Here is a 16,355-nt window from a genome sequence, read left to right as displayed (position 1 = left end):
GCCGTGGCGCTCCAAGACACCCCCCTTCCCCGCACCGCCCTCTCACAAGGACGTGAACCTTCATGCGCAAGACCGCCAGATACGCCTCGCTCGCCGTCTCCGGCCTGCTCGCCCTCTCCTCGCTCACCGCCTGCGCCAATGACGCGGCGAGCAGCACCTCCGCCGACGCCGGCAGCAAGGGCGACGGCAAGGGCACGAAGGTCAAGATCATGGTCGGTGGCCTGGACAAGGTCATCTATCTGCCGGCCATGCTCACCCAGCGCCTCGGCTACTTCGGCTCCGAGGGCCTCGATGTGGAACTGCTCAGCGAGCCCGCCGGTGTCCAGGCCGAGACCGCGCTTGTCTCAGGCCAGGTCCAGGGCGCCGTCGGCTTCTACGACCACACCCTCGACCTGCAGACGAAGGGCAAGGCCGTGGAGTCCGTCGTGCAGTTCTCGCACGCCCCCGGCGAGGTGGAGGTCGTCGCCGGCAAGAAGGCGGGGGACATCACCTCGCCGAAGGACTTCAAGGGCAGGAAGCTCGGCGTCACCGGCCTCGGTTCCTCGACCGACTTCCTCACCAAGTACCTCGCGGTCAAGAACGGCGTGAACATCAGCGAGTTCACCCCGGTCGCCGTGGGCGCCGGCCCCACCTTCATCGCGGCGCTGCAGCAGGGCTCGATCGACGCCGGCATGACCACCGACCCGACCGTCGCCACCATCCTGGACAAGAAGGCCGGGAAGATCCTCCTCGACATGCGCACCCCCGAGGGCTCCCAGGAGGCGCTGGGCGGGCCGTACCCGTCGTCCAGTCTGTACATGCAGACGGACTGGGTGAACGGGCACAAGGAGACCGTCCAGAAGCTGGCCAACGCGTTCGTCAAGACGCTGAAGTGGATGTCCACCCACAGCGCCTCCGAGATCGCCGCCAAGATGCCCGCCGACTACTCCCAGGGCGACAAGACGCTCTACGCGGAGGCGATCAAGAGCACGCTGCCGATGTTCACCAAGGACGGCGTGATGCCGGCGAACGGTCCCGAGACCGTCGAGAAGGTCCTCAAGGCGTTCAACCTCAACATCAAGAACGCCAAGGTGGACCTGAAGAAGACGTACACGACCGAGTTCGTCGACGCCGCCAAGTAGCGCCCGCGACCAACCCGCTCAGACGCGGGTCGCCCACACGTAACGGTGTTCCGGGCGGCCCGCGTCGCCGTATTTCAGCGTCAGCCGGGCCCGTCCGGTCCGCTCCAGGAGCTTGAGATAGCGCTGGGCGGTCTGCCGGCTCACCCCGGTGAGCTCGGCGATCTCCTGCGCGGACAGGGCGCCTTCGGCCTGCATCAGGGCGCGGCGCACCAGTTCGGCGGTGGTGGGGGAGTGCCCCTTGGGCAGCTCGGGCTCCGACGGCGCGGACAGGGCGCCGAAGATTCGGTCCACTTCGGCCTGTTCGGCCTCACCGCCGCCGTCCAGTGTCCGGCGCAGCACGGCGTACGCCTGCAGCTTGGCCCGCAGTCCCGCGAACGCGAACGGCTTCACCAGGTACTGCAGCGCGCCGTGCCGCATGGCCGCCCGGACGGTCGAGACGTCCCGCGCGGCCGTCACCATGATGACGTCGGTCTGGTGCCCGCGCCGGCGCATCTCCTGGACCACCGCGAGCCCGGTGTCGTCGGGCAGGTAGTGGTCCATGAGGACCAGGTCGAGCCGGGGCAGCGTGTCCAACAGGCGCAGCGCTTCGGCCGCGTTGTGCGCCTCGCCGGCCACATGGAAGCCGGGCATCTTCCCGACGTAGGCGGCGTTGACCCGGGCGACGCGGGTGTCGTCGTCCACCACCAGGACCTCGATCACCGTGCCTCCTCCCCGGCGGGGGCCGGCACCCCGGCCGTGGCCGCCCCGGACGCGTCGGACCCGGTGAGCGAGGGCTCCTGGTCCGGCGCGCTCAGCGCGTCGGTGAGCCCCTCGGGCAGTACGACGGTGAACTCCGCGCCGCCGCCGTCCGCCGTGCCCACCGTCGCGCCGCCGCCCTGCCGTTCGGCCAGCCGGCGCACCAGCGGAAGACCCAGGCCCCGCTTGCCGTGCGCGGGCGGCTTCTTGGTGGACCACCCGTCCGTGAAGGCGAGCTCCCGCTGGTCCGCCGGGATGCCGGGCCCGGTGTCGCGCACTCGCAGCACGACCGTACGGCCCTCGGCGCGCAACTCGACCTCCACGCGCGCGTGCGGGGTGCCCGCGACCGCGTCCAGCGCGTTGTCCACCAGGTTGCCCACGACCGTCACGAGTCCTCGCGGGTCGACGAGCCGGTCCGGGAGCCGGGTGCGCTCCGACACCCACAGGGCGACGCCGCGCTCGGCGGCGACGGTCGCCTTGCCGACCAGCAGGGCGGCCAGCAGCGGGTCCTGGATCTTCTCCGTGACCTGCTCGGCGGTGACCCGGTGGTCCCCGACGACCTCGCCGACGAACTCCACGGCGTCGTCGTACATCTCGAGCTCCAGCAGACCGAGCAGGGTGTGCAGGCGGTTGGCGTGCTCGTGGTCCTGCGCGCGCAGCGCGTCGATCAGACCACGGGTGGAGTCGAGTTCACGGCCCAGCTGCTCCAGCTCGGTGCGGTCGCGCAGGGTGGCCACGGCGCCCCCGTCGTCGGTGGGCATGCGGTTGGCGACCAGGACGCGCTGCCCGCGCACGGTCAGCAGATCGGTGCCGGTCACCCGGCCGGCCAGCACGTCCGCGGTGCGGCCCTCACCCAGCGCCTCGTCCAGCGACTTGCCGACGGCCTCGTCGCCGAGGCCCAGCAGCCGCCGGGCCTCGTCGTTGAGCAGGCGGATACGGCCGCCGCGGTCGAGCGCGACCACGCCCTCCCGGATGCCGTGCAGCATCGCCTCACGCTCTGCGAGCAGTGCCGAGATGTCGGAGAAGGCCAGGTCCCTGGTCTGCCGCTGCACCCGGCGGGAGATCAGCCAGGCGGCCAGGGCACCCACCGCGAGGGCCCCGCCCGCGTAAGCGAACAGCCCCGGTATCGCGGCGAGCAGCCGGGCGCGCACGCTGTCGTACGCGATGCCGACCGACACCGCCCCGATGATCCGGTGATCGGCGTCGTACAGCGGCACCTTCCCCCGCGCGGAGCGGCCCAGGGTGCCCCTGTCGATCTCCATGACGTCCCTGCCGTCCAGCGCGTCACTGGGATCGGTGGAGACGTGTTGGCCGATCTGCTCCGGGGTGGGGTGCGACCAGCGCACCCAGTGGCGGTCCAGCACCACGATGTACTCGGCGTTGGTGGCGTGCCGGATCCGTTCCGCCTCCCGCTGCACCGGGCCGTTCCTGCTCGGCGGGGTGGTCAGAACACCCTCGGCGATCTCCGGGTCCTGCGCCGTGGTCTGGGCGATGGCCAGGGCCCGGCGCATCGCCTCCTGGTCCAGCTGTTTGCTCAGCGGCGCCAGGAACAACCCCGTGGCGAGCACCGCGACTCCCGCGGCGATCGCCACCTGCATCAGCAGCACCTGCGAGAACACCCGCCGGGGCAGACCGAGGCGCAGGCGACGTGCGGGGGGAGTGGAGCTCATACCCACGACGGTACGTGGGCGGCCCGGCCCGCCCCCAGCCGGTGTGGCACGGATCTCCCGGCCGGTGCCGGACGGAGCCGGGGCCGTGGCCGGTGGCACCGGGTTCAGCTCGCCAGCGCCGTCGTCCTCAGCTCGCGTACCGCGAGCACGTCCATGCGCGCGGGCGCGCCGAGCACCGAGGCGCCGCAGCTCTCCGGGCGCGGCGGCAGGGACGCGCCCTGTGCCACCGAGACGCGCCAGCGGCGGCCGTCGGCATGGGCGACGGTGACCTCCCAGCGGGGCGCCCCGCCCTCGGTCCGTACGACGTCCAGCGCTCCGGCCCGGTGTACCCCCGCCACCGAGCGCACGGCCAGCTCTGCGGCCTGGCCGGGCCGTTCCCAGGCGGAGCACCCGCGGCAGCCCTCCAGCACCACGCGCCCCTCCTGGACGCCGTGCAGGGCCGCCTCGACCGTGTGCGCCTCCACCCGGCCGTAGGCGTAGCCGTACGGCAGCACGAGCACCGTCGGTGAGAAGCGATGACCACCCAAGTGGGTGACCTCCCAGACGCCCCGCACCCCGGAGGCGTCCAGCTCGGCGGCGAGCGGTCGGCCGAGGAGGGCGCAGCAGCGGTCGCGCTTGCCGTTGGTACAGACGAGCGCGAGCGGATCGCCGGTGTGCGGCCCGCCGCCGAGCGCCGTGCCGAAGGAGCGGTGGTCGCCGGCGCCGAGAGCGGTGAAGTCGAGGTCGAGCAGACGGCGCGGGTCGCACGTGGTGGCGCTGTGCAGCCACACGTTCCCGGGCACGGTGTGGGCCGCGTACACCTGTCGCGGTTCCGGGGTGCCCGGGTCGGCGTGCCGGCCGGGGCGCCGGACGAGCGCGACGCGTACGCCGGTTCCCTCGGCGGCGGCCTCCAGGGCGCGGCCGACCACGGGGTCGAGGTGGCTCGAGGTGAGCGCCTTGGCCCCCCACGGCCCGGACTGCTCCAGCAGCAGCCACGTCGTCGCCGTGGCGGCCGTGGCGGAAACGGGCTCGTCGAGGTTCCGGGAGACGGTCGCGCACCTACTCACAGAGGTGAGCCTAACCTGACTCCTCCCGGGGCGACTTCCGGCCGGGCCCCTGTCGGCTCCGGCGCAGGCGCGGACGGCCTCACTCCGGCAGGGGCTGCGGGGGCCGCGGGCCGACGTAGTGACCGCTCGGGCGCATGCGCAGCGGGCGCTCGCCGTACTCCTCCAGGGCGTGGGCGATCCAGCCCGCCGTACGGGCGACGGCGAAGATCGTCTCCCCGGCGGTGGCGGGCATGCCGCAGGAGGCGGTGAACACCGCGAGCGCCAGGTCGACGTTGGCGTGCAGCGGGGCGTGCCGGGCGGTCGTGGCGACGACGTCGCGGGCCGCGAGGAGCGCGGGCTCAGCGTGCGGCACCTGCTCCAGCAGGCCGAACAGCACGTGCGCGCGGGGGTCTTCGCCGGAGTAGAGCCGGTGGCCCAGCCCGGGGACGCGCCGTCCCGCCCGCAACTCGTCCGCGATCACCGGGACCGCGGTGCCCTGGTCCAGCACATCGAGCAGCAGCCGGTGGGCCAGGCCGCTGGCGGCACCGTGCAACGGGCCCTCCAGGACGCCGAGTCCGGCCGAGACGGCCGCGTACGCGTGCGCGCGGGCCGAGGCGGCGACCCGGACGGCGAGCGTGGAGGCGGCCAGGTCGTGGTCGGCGAGCAGGGCGAGGGCGGTGTCCAGGACGCGCAGCGAGGCCTCGTCGGCGCGGCGACCGGTCAGCCGGCCCCACAGGCGGTGGGCCAGCGGGCCGTCGTCCTCGTGGTCGTGCCGGACGGGCGGCAGCGCGGCCACGAGCGTGGGGATGAGGATGCGCCCGGTACCCAGCACCGTCTCCTCGGAGAGGTCGAAGCGCAGCGGGTCCTCGGCCGCCGCGGCGATGGCCGCCACCCGCAGCCGGTCGGCCGGGGAGGTGTGTTCCGGCAGGGCGTTCACGGCGCGGCGGGCGACCTCGACGGTGGTCGCCGGAGCGGTGAAGGTCATGCCCGGGGTCAGCCGGCCCGTCCACAGCCACTCCGCGACCTCCTCGTAGGAATGGCGCGCGGCCAGTTCGGTGGCGTCGACACCGCGGAAGTAGTAGCGATCCTCCTCGATGAGGGTGATGCGGGTCCGGACCGACAGGTCACCCCCGGAGCCCGGACTCCCCGCGGCTTCCCGGCGGTTGCGCCGGGCGAGGGTCTCGACCTCCTTCGCGTCGAAGGTGCTGGCGCGGCCACCGGGTTCCCGCTTGCTGCTGAGCAGGCCGCGGCTCACATAGGCGTACACCGTCTCCGGCTTCACCCCGAGCAGCTCGGCGGTCTCCCGGGTGCTCAGCCGTCGCCCGGGCCGCCGGTCGGAAGCGGGTTCGTGATCGCGCATGGGGGTCACCGTAGTCGTCTCTCCATACCTTGATTGATACATATTGATGCAATCAATATTGACAGCAATCGAGTCAAGCATGGACAGTCGGATCAAGTCCAGGGAGGAGACACCATGTCCGTCAGCAGGACCGCACCCCGTGTCGAGGTACCGCGTGGCCTCGCGGGGGTCGTCGTCACCGACACCCGTATCGGCGACGTCCGGGGAATCGAGGGCTTCTACCACTACCGGCAGTACTCGGCCGTCGAACTCGCGCGGACCCGCGGCTTCGAGGACGTCTGGCACCTCCTGGTGCACGGGACCCTGCCGGAGCCCGAGCGCGCCGCGTCCTTCGTGGCCGAGACCGCGAGGCTGCGCCGGCTGCCCGAGGAGGTCCGCGCGGCCCTTCCCGTCGTCGCCGCGGCCGGCCGAGGCTCCGGGCCGCTGGCCGGCCTGCGTACCGCGCTGTCGCTGCTGGGAGCCGCGCGGGGATTCCGTCCGGTCTACGACACGGACCCGCAACAGCGGCGTGCCGACACCGTCGCCGCCTGTGCGGCCGTGCCCACGCTGCTCACCGCGCTGTACCGGCTCGGGCGGGGCCTCGAGCCCGTCGAGCCCCGCGAGGACCTGCCGTACGGGGCGAACTACCTCTACATGCTCACGGGTGAGGAGCCGGACCCGCGACGGGCCCGTGCGGTCGAGCAATACCTGATCTCAACCATCGACCACGGATTCAACGCGTCAACGTTCACCGCGCGGGTCATCGCGTCCACCGGCGCCGACGTGGCCGCCTGCCTGGTCGGAGCCGTGGGTGCCCTGTCCGGGCCGCTGCACGGCGGGGCGCCGAGCCGCGCGCTCGACACCCTGGACGCGATCGGAACGCCGGACCGGGCCGACGCCTGGCTCAGGGAGCGGGTGCTCGCCGGTGACCGCGTCATGGGCTTCGGCCACGCCATCTACCGCACGGAGGACCCCCGTTCACGGATGCTGCGGGAGATCGCCCTCGGCTTCGGCGGTCCGCGCGTCGATCTGGCCGTCGAGGTCGAGCGGCACGTCGAGGCGATCCTCACCGAGCTGAAGCCGGGCCGCGAACTGCACACCAACGTGGAGTACTACGCGGGCGTGGTCATGGAACTGTGCGGCCTGCCCCGGGAGATGTTCACCCCCACCTTCGCGGCGGCCCGGGTGGTGGGCTGGAGCGCCAACATCCTGGAACAGGCGGCGGACCCGAAGATCATCCGGCCGGTGGCGCGCTACGTGGGCCCGGAGCCGCCGGTCGCGGTGCCACCGGCGGCCTGAGGCGACGACGACGACCTGGAGCCGACCGGGTGCCGACCCGACGCCACCCGGAGCCGACCCGGAGCTGGGTTGGCACCCGGTCGCCACCGGGTCGAGCGGCCGTCGCGGGGCGTGCCGACAAGCGCGCAATCCGTCGTGTTTCCGCCCGCTCGTATCCTGGTCGCAGTCAATTCCAGCAATTCCGCGCGCCGGGCCACGAGCCGGTGTGCGCGTCCGCGTGAGAGAGGTCGCCCGTTGGGGAACAGCCTGGTGAACAGCCGCAGCCCGCAGCCGATCCCGGTGCTCGTGCTCGCCGGATTCCTGGGCTCCGGGAAGACCACGCTCCTCAACCATCTGCTGCACCACAGCGGAGGCAGCCGCATCGGGGCGATCGTCAACGACTTCGGCGCCATCGAGATCGACGCGATGGCGGTGGCCGGCGCCCTCGGCGACTCGACGGTCTCGCTGGGCAACGGCTGCCTGTGCTGTGCCGTCGACGCGAGCGAACTCGACGTCTACCTGGAGCGGCTCGCCGCCCCCACCGCGGGCATCGACGCCATCGTGATCGAGGCCAGCGGACTGGCCGAGCCGCAGGAACTGGTGCGCATGGTGCTGGCCAGCGAGCAGCCGGGGATCGTCTACGGCGGCCTCGTCGAGGTCGTCGACGCCGCCGAGTTCGACGACACCCGCACCAGGCACCCCGAGATCGACCGGCATCTCGCCCTGGCCGACCTGGTCGTGGTCAACAAGCTGGACCGGGCGCCGGACCCCGACCGCGTGCTCGCGCTCGTCCGCTCGCTCACCGACCGTGCCGCGGTCCTCCCCGCCACCTACGGCCGCGTCGACCCGGAGTTCCTCTTCGACTGCGGGCCGAGCGAGGAGCGCATCGGCCAGCTCTCCTTCGACGACCTGCACGAGCACCGCGAGGACGGTCACGATCACGCCGGCCACCTGCACACCGGCTACGACAGCCTCTCCTTCACCTCCGCGCCGCCCATGGACCCCCGTCGGCTGATGCGATTCCTGGACAGCCGTCCCGAGGGGCTCTACCGGATCAAGGGATACGTCGACTTCGGGCCGTACGACGCCGTCAACCGGTACGCCGTGCACGCCGTCGGCCGGTTCCTGCGCTTCAGGCCCGAGCCCTGGCCGTCCGCCGGCCCCCGCCACACCCAGCTCGTGCTGATCGGCTCCGACATCGACGCGGACGCCCTCCAAAAGGAACTCGAGGCGTGCGGGAACGACGCCCCGCACACCGACGAGCACGGCATGTGGGGCGTCCTGCGCTTCGTGCCCGGCTCCGAGGAGGAGCCGGGCACGAAGACCTACGAGGCGTAGCAGCCGGCGGGCGTGAGGCCAGGCGCCCTACGACACCGGTCCCGCGACCACCGCCACCGTCTTCGGCAGCGACGTGCCCGAGCCGTCACGGCGCGGGTCCGGCTCCGGCAGCTCCACCGGCGTGCCGTTCTTCTGCGCCGCCCGCGCCGGGACGGGGCCCGCCCAGCCCAGCGACAGGCAGTCCTCACCCTTCAGGAACCGCTGGCAGCGCACGCCGCCGGTGGCCCGGCCCTTGCGCGGATACTGGTCGAACGGGGTCAGCTTGGCCGTCGTCTGCACCGAGTCGTCCAGCGTGCCGCGCGAGCCCGCCACCGTGAAGACCGCCGCGTCGACGGCCGGGTCGACCGCGGTGAAGGAGATGACCTTGGCGCCCTCGGTCAGCTTGATGCCGGCGATACCGCCGGCCGGGCGGCCCTGCGGGCGGACGACGGACGCCTGGTAGCGCAGCAGCTGAGCGTCGTCCGTGATGAACACCAGGTCCTCCTCGCCGGTGCGCAGCTCCACCGCGCCGACGATCCGGTCTCCCTCCTTGAGCGTGATGACCTCCAACTCGTCCTTGTTGGACGGGTAGTCGGGCACCACGCGCTTGACGACACCCTGCGCCGTGCCGAGCGCCAGGCCGGGGGACGACTCGTCCAGCGTGGCCAGGCAGACCACCGTCTCGTCGTCCTCCAGGGACACGAACTCGGCCAGCGGCGCTCCTCCGGACAGGTTCGCCGTCGCCGCTTCGGGCAGCTGCGGAAGGTCGACGACGTTGATCCGCAGCAGCCGGCCCGCCGAGGTCACCGCACCGATCTCGCCGCGCGCGGTGGTCGGGACCGCCGAGAGGATCACGTCGTGCTTCACGCGCCTCGCGCCGGCCGCATCCGCGAACGGCTCGTCGGTCGCCGTACGGGCCAGCAGTCCCGTCGAGGACAGCAGCACCCGGCACGGGTCGTCGGCGACCTGGAGCGGCACGGCGGCCACCGGCGCGCCCCCGGACTCCAGCAGGACCGTACGCCGGTCGGTGCCGAACTTCTTGGACACGGCGGCCAGTTCGGCCGAGACCAGCTTGCGCAGCTCCGCGTCCGACTCCAGGATCCGGGTCAGCTCCTCGATCTCCGCGATGAGCTTGTCCTTCTCCGCCTCCAGCTCGATGCGGTCGTACTTGGTGAGCCGGCGCAGCGGCGTGTCGAGGATGTACTGCGTCTGGACGTCGCTCAGCGAGAACCGCTCCATCAGGCGCTGCTTCGCCTGCGCGGAGTTCTCGCTGGACCGGATCAGCCGGATGACCTCGTCGATGTCCACCAGCGCGGTGAGCAGACCCTCGACCAGGTGCAGCCGGTCGCGCCTCTTGCTGCGGCGGAACTCGCTGCGGCGCCGGACCACCTCGAAGCGGTGGTCGAGGTAGACCTCCAGCAGTTCCTTCAGGCCCAGCGTGAGCGGCTGGCCGTCGACCAGGGCGACGTTGTTGATGCCGAAGGACTCCTCCATCGGCGTCAGCTTGTAGAGCTGCTCCAGGATCGCCTCCGGCACGAAGCCGTTCTTGATCTCGATGACCAGGCGCAGCCCGTGCTCACGGTCGGTGAGGTCCTTGACGTCGGCGATGCCCTGGACCTTCTTGGAGTTGACCAGGTCCTTGATCTTGGCGATCACCTTCTCCGGGCCGACCGCGAAGGGCAGCTCGGTGACGACCAGGCCCTTGCGGCGGGCGGTCACGGTCTCGACGGTGACCGTCGCCCGGATCTTGAACGTGCCGCGTCCCGTCGCGTACGCGTCCCGGATGCCGTCCAGGCCGACGACCCGGCCGCCGGTGGGCAGGTCGGGGCCCGGGACGTGCTTCATGAGCGCGTCCAGGTCCGCGTTCGGGTGCCTGATCAGATGGCGGGCCGCCGCCACGACCTCGCGCAGGTTGTGCGGCGGCATGTTCGTCGCCATACCGACCGCGATGCCCGAGGAGCCGTTGACCAGCAGGTTCGGGAAGGCGGCGGGCAGCGCCACCGGCTCCTGCTCCTGGCCGTCGTAGTTGGGCGCGAAGTCGACCGTGTCCTCGTCGATCGACTCCGTCATCAGGCTCGTCGCCTCGGTCATCCGGCACTCGGTGTACCGCATGGCGGCCGGCGGGTCGTCGTTGCCCAGCGAGCCGAAGTTGCCGTGGCCGTCGACCAGCGGGACGCGCATCGAGAACGGCTGCGCCATGCGCACCAGGGCGTCGTAGATCGACGAGTCGCCGTGCGGGTGCAGCTTGCCCATGACCTCGCCGACGACGCGGGCGCACTTCACGTAGCTCCGGTCGGGGCGCAGGCCCATCTCGTTCATCTGGTAGACGATCCGGCGGTGCACGGGCTTGAGTCCGTCACGGGCGTCCGGCAGGGCGCGCGAATAGATGACCGAGTACGCGTACTCGAGGTAGGAGCCACGCATCTCGTCAACGACGTCGATGTCGAGGATCCTCTCCTCGTACGAATCGTCGGGCGGCGGGGTCTTCGTGCTGCGGCGGGCCATCGCTGCCGGCTCCTCCAGATTTCTGTTCGCTCGGGGTTGACGGATCTGACGCGGACCATTGTGGACCGCGGCACTGACAACCCGGGCCGCGACCCGGTCCCCCGCGGTCCGGCCCGGTGCCGGGAAGCCCTCCCACGGCACGCGGGACGCAGGCTACGCGATCCGCTGTGGGCGTACGTCCGGCGGGAACTTCGCCGAGGCTCCGCCCGCTTGCATACAGTGGCAGGACCGGCAGGAAAACCGCGGTTTCCATCAACCGCCTCCGCTCGCGAAGGGACGTACATGCCCATGGGTCACACGACCACAGCCGAGGCAGGCTCCGGGGGCCTGACAGCGACCGAGCACCGCCTGGCCAACGGTCTGCGCGTGGTGCTCTCCGAGGACCACCTGACCCCGGTGGCGGCGGTCTGCTTGTGGTACGACGTCGGCTCCCGCCACGAAGTCAAGGGACGTACCGGCCTTGCTCACCTTTTCGAGCACCTGATGTTCCAGGGCTCCGGGCAGGTCACGGGCAACGGCCACTTCGAGCTGGTGCAGGGCGCCGGCGGCTCGCTGAACGGCACCACCAGCTTCGAGCGCACCAACTACTTCGAGACCATGCCCGCCCACCAGCTGGAGCTCGCCCTCTGGCTCGAGGCCGACCGCATGGGCTCACTGCTGGCCGCCCTGGACGAGGAGTCCATGGAGAACCAGCGGGACGTCGTCAAGAACGAGCGCCGCCAGCGCTACGACAACGTTCCCTACGGCACCGCCTTCGAGAAGCTGACCGCCCTGGTCTACCCGGAGGGCCACCCCTACCACCACACGCCGATCGGCTCGATGGCCGACCTGGACGCGGCCACCCTGGAGGACGCACGCCAGTTCTTCCGGACGTACTACGCGCCCAACAACGCGGTGCTGTCCGTGGTCGGCGACATCGACCCGAAGCAGACCCTCGCCTGGATCGAGAAGTACTTCGGCTCGATCCCCGGCCACGACGGCAAGCCCGCGCCCCGCGACGGCTCGCTGCCGGAGGTCATCGGCGGCCAGCTGCGCGAGGTCGTCGAGGAGGAGGTTCCGGCGCGCGCCCTGATGGCCGCCTACCGGCTCCCGCACGACGGCACGCGCGACGCGGACGCGGCGGACCTGGCCCTGACCGTCCTCGGCGGCGGCGAGTCCTCCCGCCTGTACAACCGGCTGGTGCGCCGCGACCGTACGGCCGTCGCGGCCGGCTTCGGTCTGCTGCGGCTGGCCGGCGCGCCCTCGCTCGGCTGGCTGGACGTGAAGACCTCCGGTGACGTCGAGGTGCCGGTGATCGAGGCCGCGATCGACGAGGAGCTGACCCGGTTCGCCGAGGAGGGCCCCACGCCCGAGGAGATGGAGCGCGCCCAGGCCCAGTTGGAGCGCGAGTGGCTGGACCGGCTCGGCACGGTCGCCGGCCGCGCCGACGAACTGTGCCGGTTCGCCGTCCTGTTCGGCGACCCGCAGCTCGCCCTGACGGCCGTCGAGCGCGTTCTGGAGGTGACCCCCGAGCGGGTCCAGGAGGTGGCCAAGGCCCGCCTGCGCCCGGACAACCGCGCGGTCCTCGTGTACGAGCCCAAGTCCCCGGAGACCGTCCAGGACGCCGACGTCCCGGAGGACCCGGAGGCCGAGGCGACCGTGGAGGGTCGACACGACAACGAGGAGACGGCCAAGTGAGCGAGCTCGCCCCGATGGACTTCCACCCCCAGCCGCAGCCGGGCGAGGCCAGGCCCTGGGCGTTCCCGGCCCCCGAGCGCGGCACGCTGGACAACGGCCTGACCGTGCTGCGCTGCCACCGCCCCGGCCAGCAGGTCGTCGCCGTGGAGGTGCTGCTCGACGCGCCCCTGGACGCCGAGCCGTCCGGCCTGGACGGCGTCGCCACGATCATGGCGCGGTCCTTCTCCGAGGGCACCGACAAGCACTCGGCCGAGGAGTACGCCGCCGAGCTGGAGCGGGCCGGCGCCACGCTCGACGCGCACGCCGACCACCCCGGCGTCCGGCTCAGCCTCGAGGTGCCGGCCTCCCGCCTGGCCAAGGGCCTCGGCCTGCTCGCCGACGCCCTGCGCGCCCCCGCCTTCGCGGAGAGCGAGACCGAGCGGCTGGTGCGCAACCGGCTGGACGAGATCCCGCACGAGCTGGCCAACCCCTCCCGCCGCGCCGCCAAGGAGCTCTCCAAGGAGCTGTTCCCGGCCACCGTGCGCATGTCGCGTCCGCGTCAGGGCACCGAGGAGACGGTCGAGAAGATCGACGCGGCCGCGGTCCGCGCCTTCTACGACCGCCATGTGCGTCCCGCCACGGCGACCGCGGTCGTGGTCGGCGACCTCACCGGCACCGACCTGGACGCCCTGCTCGCCGACACCCTGGGCGCCTGGTCCGGCACCCCCGCCGAGCCGCGCCCGGTGCCGCCGGTGACCGCCGACGACACCGGCCGTGTCGTCATCGTCGACCGGCCCGGCGCCGTCCAGACGCAGCTGCTCATCGGCCGGATCGGCCCCGACCGGCACGACCGCGTGTGGCCCGCCCAGGTGCTCGGCACCTACTGCCTCGGCGGCACGCTCACCTCCCGCCTGGACCGCGTCCTGCGCGAGGAGAAGGGCTACACCTACGGCGTGCGCGCCTTCGGGCAGGTCCTGCGGTCCGCCCCGGACGGCACCGGCGCCGCGATGCTCGCCATCAGCGGTTCCGTGGACACCCCGAACACCGGCCCGGCGCTCGACGACCTGTACAAGGTGCTGCGCACCCTCGCGGCCGAGGGCCTGACGGACGCCGAGCGGGACGTCGCCGTGCAGAACCTGGTCGGGGTGGCGCCGCTGAAGTACGAGACCGCGGCGGCCGTCGCGAGCACCCTGGCCGACCAGGTCGAGCAGCACCTGCCCGACGACTTCCAGGCGACGCTGTATCAGCAGCTCGCGGCCACCGGCACCGTGGAGGCCACCGCGGCGGTCGTCAGCGCCTTCCCGGTGAACGGCCTGGTGACCGTCCTCGTCGGTGACGCCGCGCAGATCAAGGAGCCCGTGGAGGCGCTCGGCATCGGCGAAGTCACCGTCGTCGCCGCCGAGTAACGGCCGGACGGCGTCACGCGCGCGTGGGGACCTCGCGGCCGACGGGCCGTCAGGTCCCCGTCGCGTGCGCGGTCCTTCCTGAAACGGGTGAGCCGCCCTTGTTCAGATGTCCGAATTGAGGCGGAGGTTGCCTGTCTGCCCTGTGGGATGCGCTACAAAAGCCCGGATCCGTTTGGGCGGCGAAGACCGGGCCGCTTAGCTTCTTCCGGGCTGTCCGTCAGGCAGTGCGCCGCGCCCGCGGCACCGGACAGCCATCGCCGAGTCCCCGTACGGCGCGAGCCAGGGGAGCCGGGGACCCATCGCAGTCCCTGGGGTGAATCGGACGCCCGCGCGCGAGCGAGGGGGTCCGTAGGAGACCTTCCTGCTCCGAACCCGTCAGCTAACCCGGTAGGCGAGAGGGAAGGAAAGGACCAGCCACTTCATGGCGTTCATGTGCGCCTCCGGGAAGCACCGCAAGCCCGGCCGCGTCAAGCGCACCACCGCCCAGGCGGCGGGTGTCGCAGCCCTCACCACCACCGGTGTCATCGGCACCCTCGCGGCCTCCCCGGCGCTCGCCGCCGAGAAGCCCGTCGAGCAGACCGGCCTCACGCCGGTGATCAGTGTGAGCGACGAGGTCGCCGAGCAGATCGACGAGCAGGCCGCCGCCCAGACCCAGGCCGCCGAGCGCAAGGCGGCCGAGGAGGCCGCTGCCAAGGCGGCCGCCGCCGAGGCGAAGAAGGAACGCGAGGCCGCGGCGCGCGCCGCCCGCGAGGCCGAGCGCAGGCGTCTGAACGCCTTCGTCGCCCCGATCGTGCACTCGTACGTCTCCACGGCCTACCAGGCCAGCAGCTCCCTGTGGTCGTCCGGCTCGCACACGGGCATCGACTTCCACGCCGCCAGCGGCACCTCCGTGCACGCGGTCGGCGCCGGCACCGTCGTCTCCACCGGCTGGGGCGGGGCGTACGGCAACGAGATCGTGATCCGGATGGCCGACGGCATGTACACCCAGTACGGCCACCTGTCGTCCATCGGCGTCACGGTGGGCCAGAAGGTCGTTCCGGGCCAGCAGATCGGCCTGTCCGGCGCGACCGGCAACGTCACCGGCCCGCACCTCCACTTCGAGGCCCGGACGACCCCCGAGTACGGCTCGGACGTCGACCCCATCGCCTACCTCCGCAAGCACGGCGTGCACGTCTGACATCTCCCGCACGGACACCCGAAAGCCCCGGCTCACCCAGCCGGGGCTTTCGCCGTTTCCAGCGATGGCCGCCGGACCGGTTGGCCAAAAAATATGCATGGATTCCGGGCCGCCGTCGGAAATTCCGCTCCTTTGGAATAGAGTCACGGATCAACACGTCCATCGTCGGCGTTTCACGGGGATTAAGGCGGAGGTCGGTCATGCGTATTCCGGCGCACTCGGTGTGCACGGCGATCCGGGACGACATCGTCGCAGGTGTCCATGGGCGCGGCGGCCGGCTCACCGAGGAAGTCCTGGCCCGCCGCTACGGCGTCTCGCGCGTCCCCGTTCGTGAGGCCCTGCGCACCCTGGAGGCGGAGGGCTTCGTGGTGACCCGGCGGCACGCGGGCGCGTGCGTGGCCGAGCCGACCGAGCAGGAGGCCGCCGACCTGCTGGAGATGCGCATGCTCCTGGAGCCGCTCGGCGCCTCCCGGGCCGCCCAGCGGCGCACCGAGGCCCACCTGAAGGTGCTGCGCGGCCTGGTCAGGCTGGGGCAGGAGCGGGCCAGACGGGGCAACAGCGAGGATCTGCGCGCGCTGGGGGGCTGGTTCCACGAGACGCTCGCCCAGGCCTCGGGCAGTCCCTCGCTGACGTCGATGCTGACCCAACTCCGGCACAAGATCGCCTGGATGTACGCGGTGGCGGCCCCGTCGAGCCCGGTGGACTCCTGGGCCGAGCACGGCGCGATCGTGGACGCGGTGGCGCGCGGCGACGGCGAACGCGCGCGTGCGCTCACGGCGCTGCACACCGAGCGGGCGACGGTCGCGCACCGATGGCGCTTTTCCGGCGGCGAGGGCCGCCCGGACCGCGTGAGGACTTCGCAACATGCTGTAAACATGTCGAGCCCGCGGCATTAACACGGGCACCGTATACAAAGAGGAGGGAATTCGATGGCGGGTATTTCCGCTGCCCGGATTTCCCGCGTTCCTCAATTGCCGGTGAAATGGCGGAGCCGTGGCGCCCGGGCCCGGGGGGGCCGGGCCCCCCGGGTAACGGGCCATATGGGGCGCGGGGAAACCCGGCCGCGGCAAAAAAACCCCACACAGGGCCGCCACGGGGTGTTAGGTGGCCGGGGTTTATGCGCGGG

Annotated in this window: 12 protein-coding genes and 1 riboswitch; of the genes, 7 read left to right on the top strand and 5 right to left on the bottom strand. The window is 72.2% G+C overall.

The window, feature by feature from the left end; translation table 11 throughout:
* Positions 1 to 62: 62 nt before the first annotated feature.
* Entirely contained in the window at positions 63 to 1,121 is a 1,059-nt protein-coding gene (locus ACFVVO_RS06400; protein WP_390052201.1) for an ABC transporter substrate-binding protein, read from the top strand.
* 18 nt (positions 1,122 to 1,139) lie between these two features.
* Here ACFVVO_RS06400 and ACFVVO_RS06395 read toward each other — a convergent pair whose 3' ends face one another.
* From ACFVVO_RS06395 to ACFVVO_RS06380, 4 genes are all read right to left on the bottom strand, one after another.
* A complete protein-coding gene (locus ACFVVO_RS06395) occupies positions 1,140 to 1,820 on the bottom strand; it encodes a response regulator (protein WP_390052199.1) in 681 nt (226 codons plus the stop codon).
* The gene (locus ACFVVO_RS06390; RefSeq protein ID WP_390052197.1) at positions 1,817 to 3,526 is read right to left on the bottom strand and encodes an ATP-binding protein; all 1,710 of its coding nucleotides are present in this window, start codon (positions 3,524 to 3,526) and stop codon (positions 1,817 to 1,819) included. The genes ACFVVO_RS06395 and ACFVVO_RS06390 overlap by 4 nt, the downstream gene beginning before the upstream one ends.
* Positions 3,527 to 3,630: 104 nt before the next feature.
* The gene (locus ACFVVO_RS06385) at positions 3,631 to 4,572 is read right to left on the bottom strand and encodes a sucrase ferredoxin (RefSeq protein WP_390052196.1); all 942 of its coding nucleotides are present in this window, start codon (positions 4,570 to 4,572) and stop codon (positions 3,631 to 3,633) included.
* Positions 4,573 to 4,651: 79 nt separating this feature from the next.
* Positions 4,652 to 5,911 (bottom strand): citrate/2-methylcitrate synthase, encoded by a 1,260-nt coding sequence (locus tag ACFVVO_RS06380; protein WP_390052195.1) that lies wholly within the window; start codon positions 5,909 to 5,911, stop codon positions 4,652 to 4,654.
* 114 nt (positions 5,912 to 6,025) lie between these two features.
* Between ACFVVO_RS06380 and ACFVVO_RS06375 the strand changes: the two genes are divergently transcribed.
* Both ACFVVO_RS06375 and ACFVVO_RS06370 read left to right on the top strand, forming a co-directional pair.
* Entirely contained in the window at positions 6,026 to 7,189 is a 1,164-nt protein-coding gene (locus ACFVVO_RS06375; protein ID WP_390052193.1) for a citrate synthase, read from the top strand.
* 246 nt (positions 7,190 to 7,435) lie between these two features.
* Positions 7,436 to 8,506 carry a CobW family GTP-binding protein gene (locus tag ACFVVO_RS06370; protein ID WP_390052363.1) on the top strand — a complete coding sequence of 357 codons (1,071 nt, stop codon included), beginning with the start codon at positions 7,436 to 7,438 and terminating at the stop codon, positions 8,504 to 8,506.
* Positions 8,507 to 8,533: 27 nt separating this feature from the next.
* Here the strand turns inward: ACFVVO_RS06370 and ACFVVO_RS06365 are convergent, their stop codons facing one another.
* The gene (locus tag ACFVVO_RS06365) at positions 8,534 to 10,990 is read right to left on the bottom strand and encodes a DNA topoisomerase (ATP-hydrolyzing) subunit A (RefSeq protein ID WP_390052192.1); all 2,457 of its coding nucleotides are present in this window, start codon (positions 10,988 to 10,990) and stop codon (positions 8,534 to 8,536) included.
* Positions 10,991 to 11,272: 282 nt separating this feature from the next.
* Between ACFVVO_RS06365 and ACFVVO_RS06360 the strand changes: the two genes are divergently transcribed.
* From ACFVVO_RS06360 to ACFVVO_RS06345, 4 genes are all read left to right on the top strand, one after another.
* Positions 11,273 to 12,667 carry a M16 family metallopeptidase gene (locus tag ACFVVO_RS06360; RefSeq protein WP_390052189.1) on the top strand — a complete coding sequence of 465 codons (1,395 nt, stop codon included), beginning with the start codon at positions 11,273 to 11,275 and terminating at the stop codon, positions 12,665 to 12,667.
* Positions 12,664 to 14,052: a M16 family metallopeptidase gene (locus ACFVVO_RS06355; protein WP_390052187.1), complete on the top strand. Its 1,389-nt coding sequence runs from the start codon at positions 12,664 to 12,666 to the stop codon at positions 14,050 to 14,052. The genes ACFVVO_RS06360 and ACFVVO_RS06355 overlap by 4 nt, the downstream gene beginning before the upstream one ends.
* Positions 14,053 to 14,297: 245 nt before the next feature.
* Positions 14,298 to 14,461, top strand: a riboswitch (cyclic di-AMP (ydaO/yuaA leader).
* 12 nt (positions 14,462 to 14,473) lie between these two features.
* The gene (locus tag ACFVVO_RS06350) at positions 14,474 to 15,229 is read left to right on the top strand and encodes a M23 family metallopeptidase (protein ID WP_390052185.1); all 756 of its coding nucleotides are present in this window, start codon (positions 14,474 to 14,476) and stop codon (positions 15,227 to 15,229) included.
* A 200-nt stretch (positions 15,230 to 15,429) separates the two neighbouring features.
* The gene (locus ACFVVO_RS06345; RefSeq protein ID WP_390052183.1) at positions 15,430 to 16,125 is read left to right on the top strand and encodes a GntR family transcriptional regulator; all 696 of its coding nucleotides are present in this window, start codon (positions 15,430 to 15,432) and stop codon (positions 16,123 to 16,125) included.
* Positions 16,126 to 16,355 lie beyond the last annotated feature (230 nt).

It is taken from the genome of Streptomyces sp. NPDC058145, assembly GCF_042884245.1.
Lineage (GTDB): Bacteria > Actinomycetota > Actinomycetes > Streptomycetales > Streptomycetaceae > Streptomyces.
This window is presented reverse-complemented; position numbering and strand designations above follow the sequence as displayed.

Coding starts and splice junctions, on each gene's coding strand:
- ACFVVO_RS06400 (WP_390052201.1), top strand. CDS start 63: ATGCGCAAGACCGCCAGATACGCCTCGCTCGCCGTCTCCGGCCTGCTC.
- ACFVVO_RS06390 (WP_390052197.1), bottom strand. CDS start 3,526: ATGAGCTCCACTCCCCCCGCACGTCGCCTGCGCCTCGGTCTGCCCCGG.
- ACFVVO_RS06380 (WP_390052195.1), bottom strand. CDS start 5,911: ATGCGCGATCACGAACCCGCTTCCGACCGGCGGCCCGGGCGACGGCTG.
- ACFVVO_RS06375 (WP_390052193.1), top strand. CDS start 6,026: ATGTCCGTCAGCAGGACCGCACCCCGTGTCGAGGTACCGCGTGGCCTC.
- ACFVVO_RS06365 (WP_390052192.1), bottom strand. CDS start 10,990: ATGGCCCGCCGCAGCACGAAGACCCCGCCGCCCGACGATTCGTACGAG.
- ACFVVO_RS06360 (WP_390052189.1), top strand. CDS start 11,273: ATGCCCATGGGTCACACGACCACAGCCGAGGCAGGCTCCGGGGGCCTG.
- ACFVVO_RS06350 (WP_390052185.1), top strand. CDS start 14,474: ATGGCGTTCATGTGCGCCTCCGGGAAGCACCGCAAGCCCGGCCGCGTC.
- ACFVVO_RS06345 (WP_390052183.1), top strand. CDS start 15,430: ATGCGTATTCCGGCGCACTCGGTGTGCACGGCGATCCGGGACGACATC.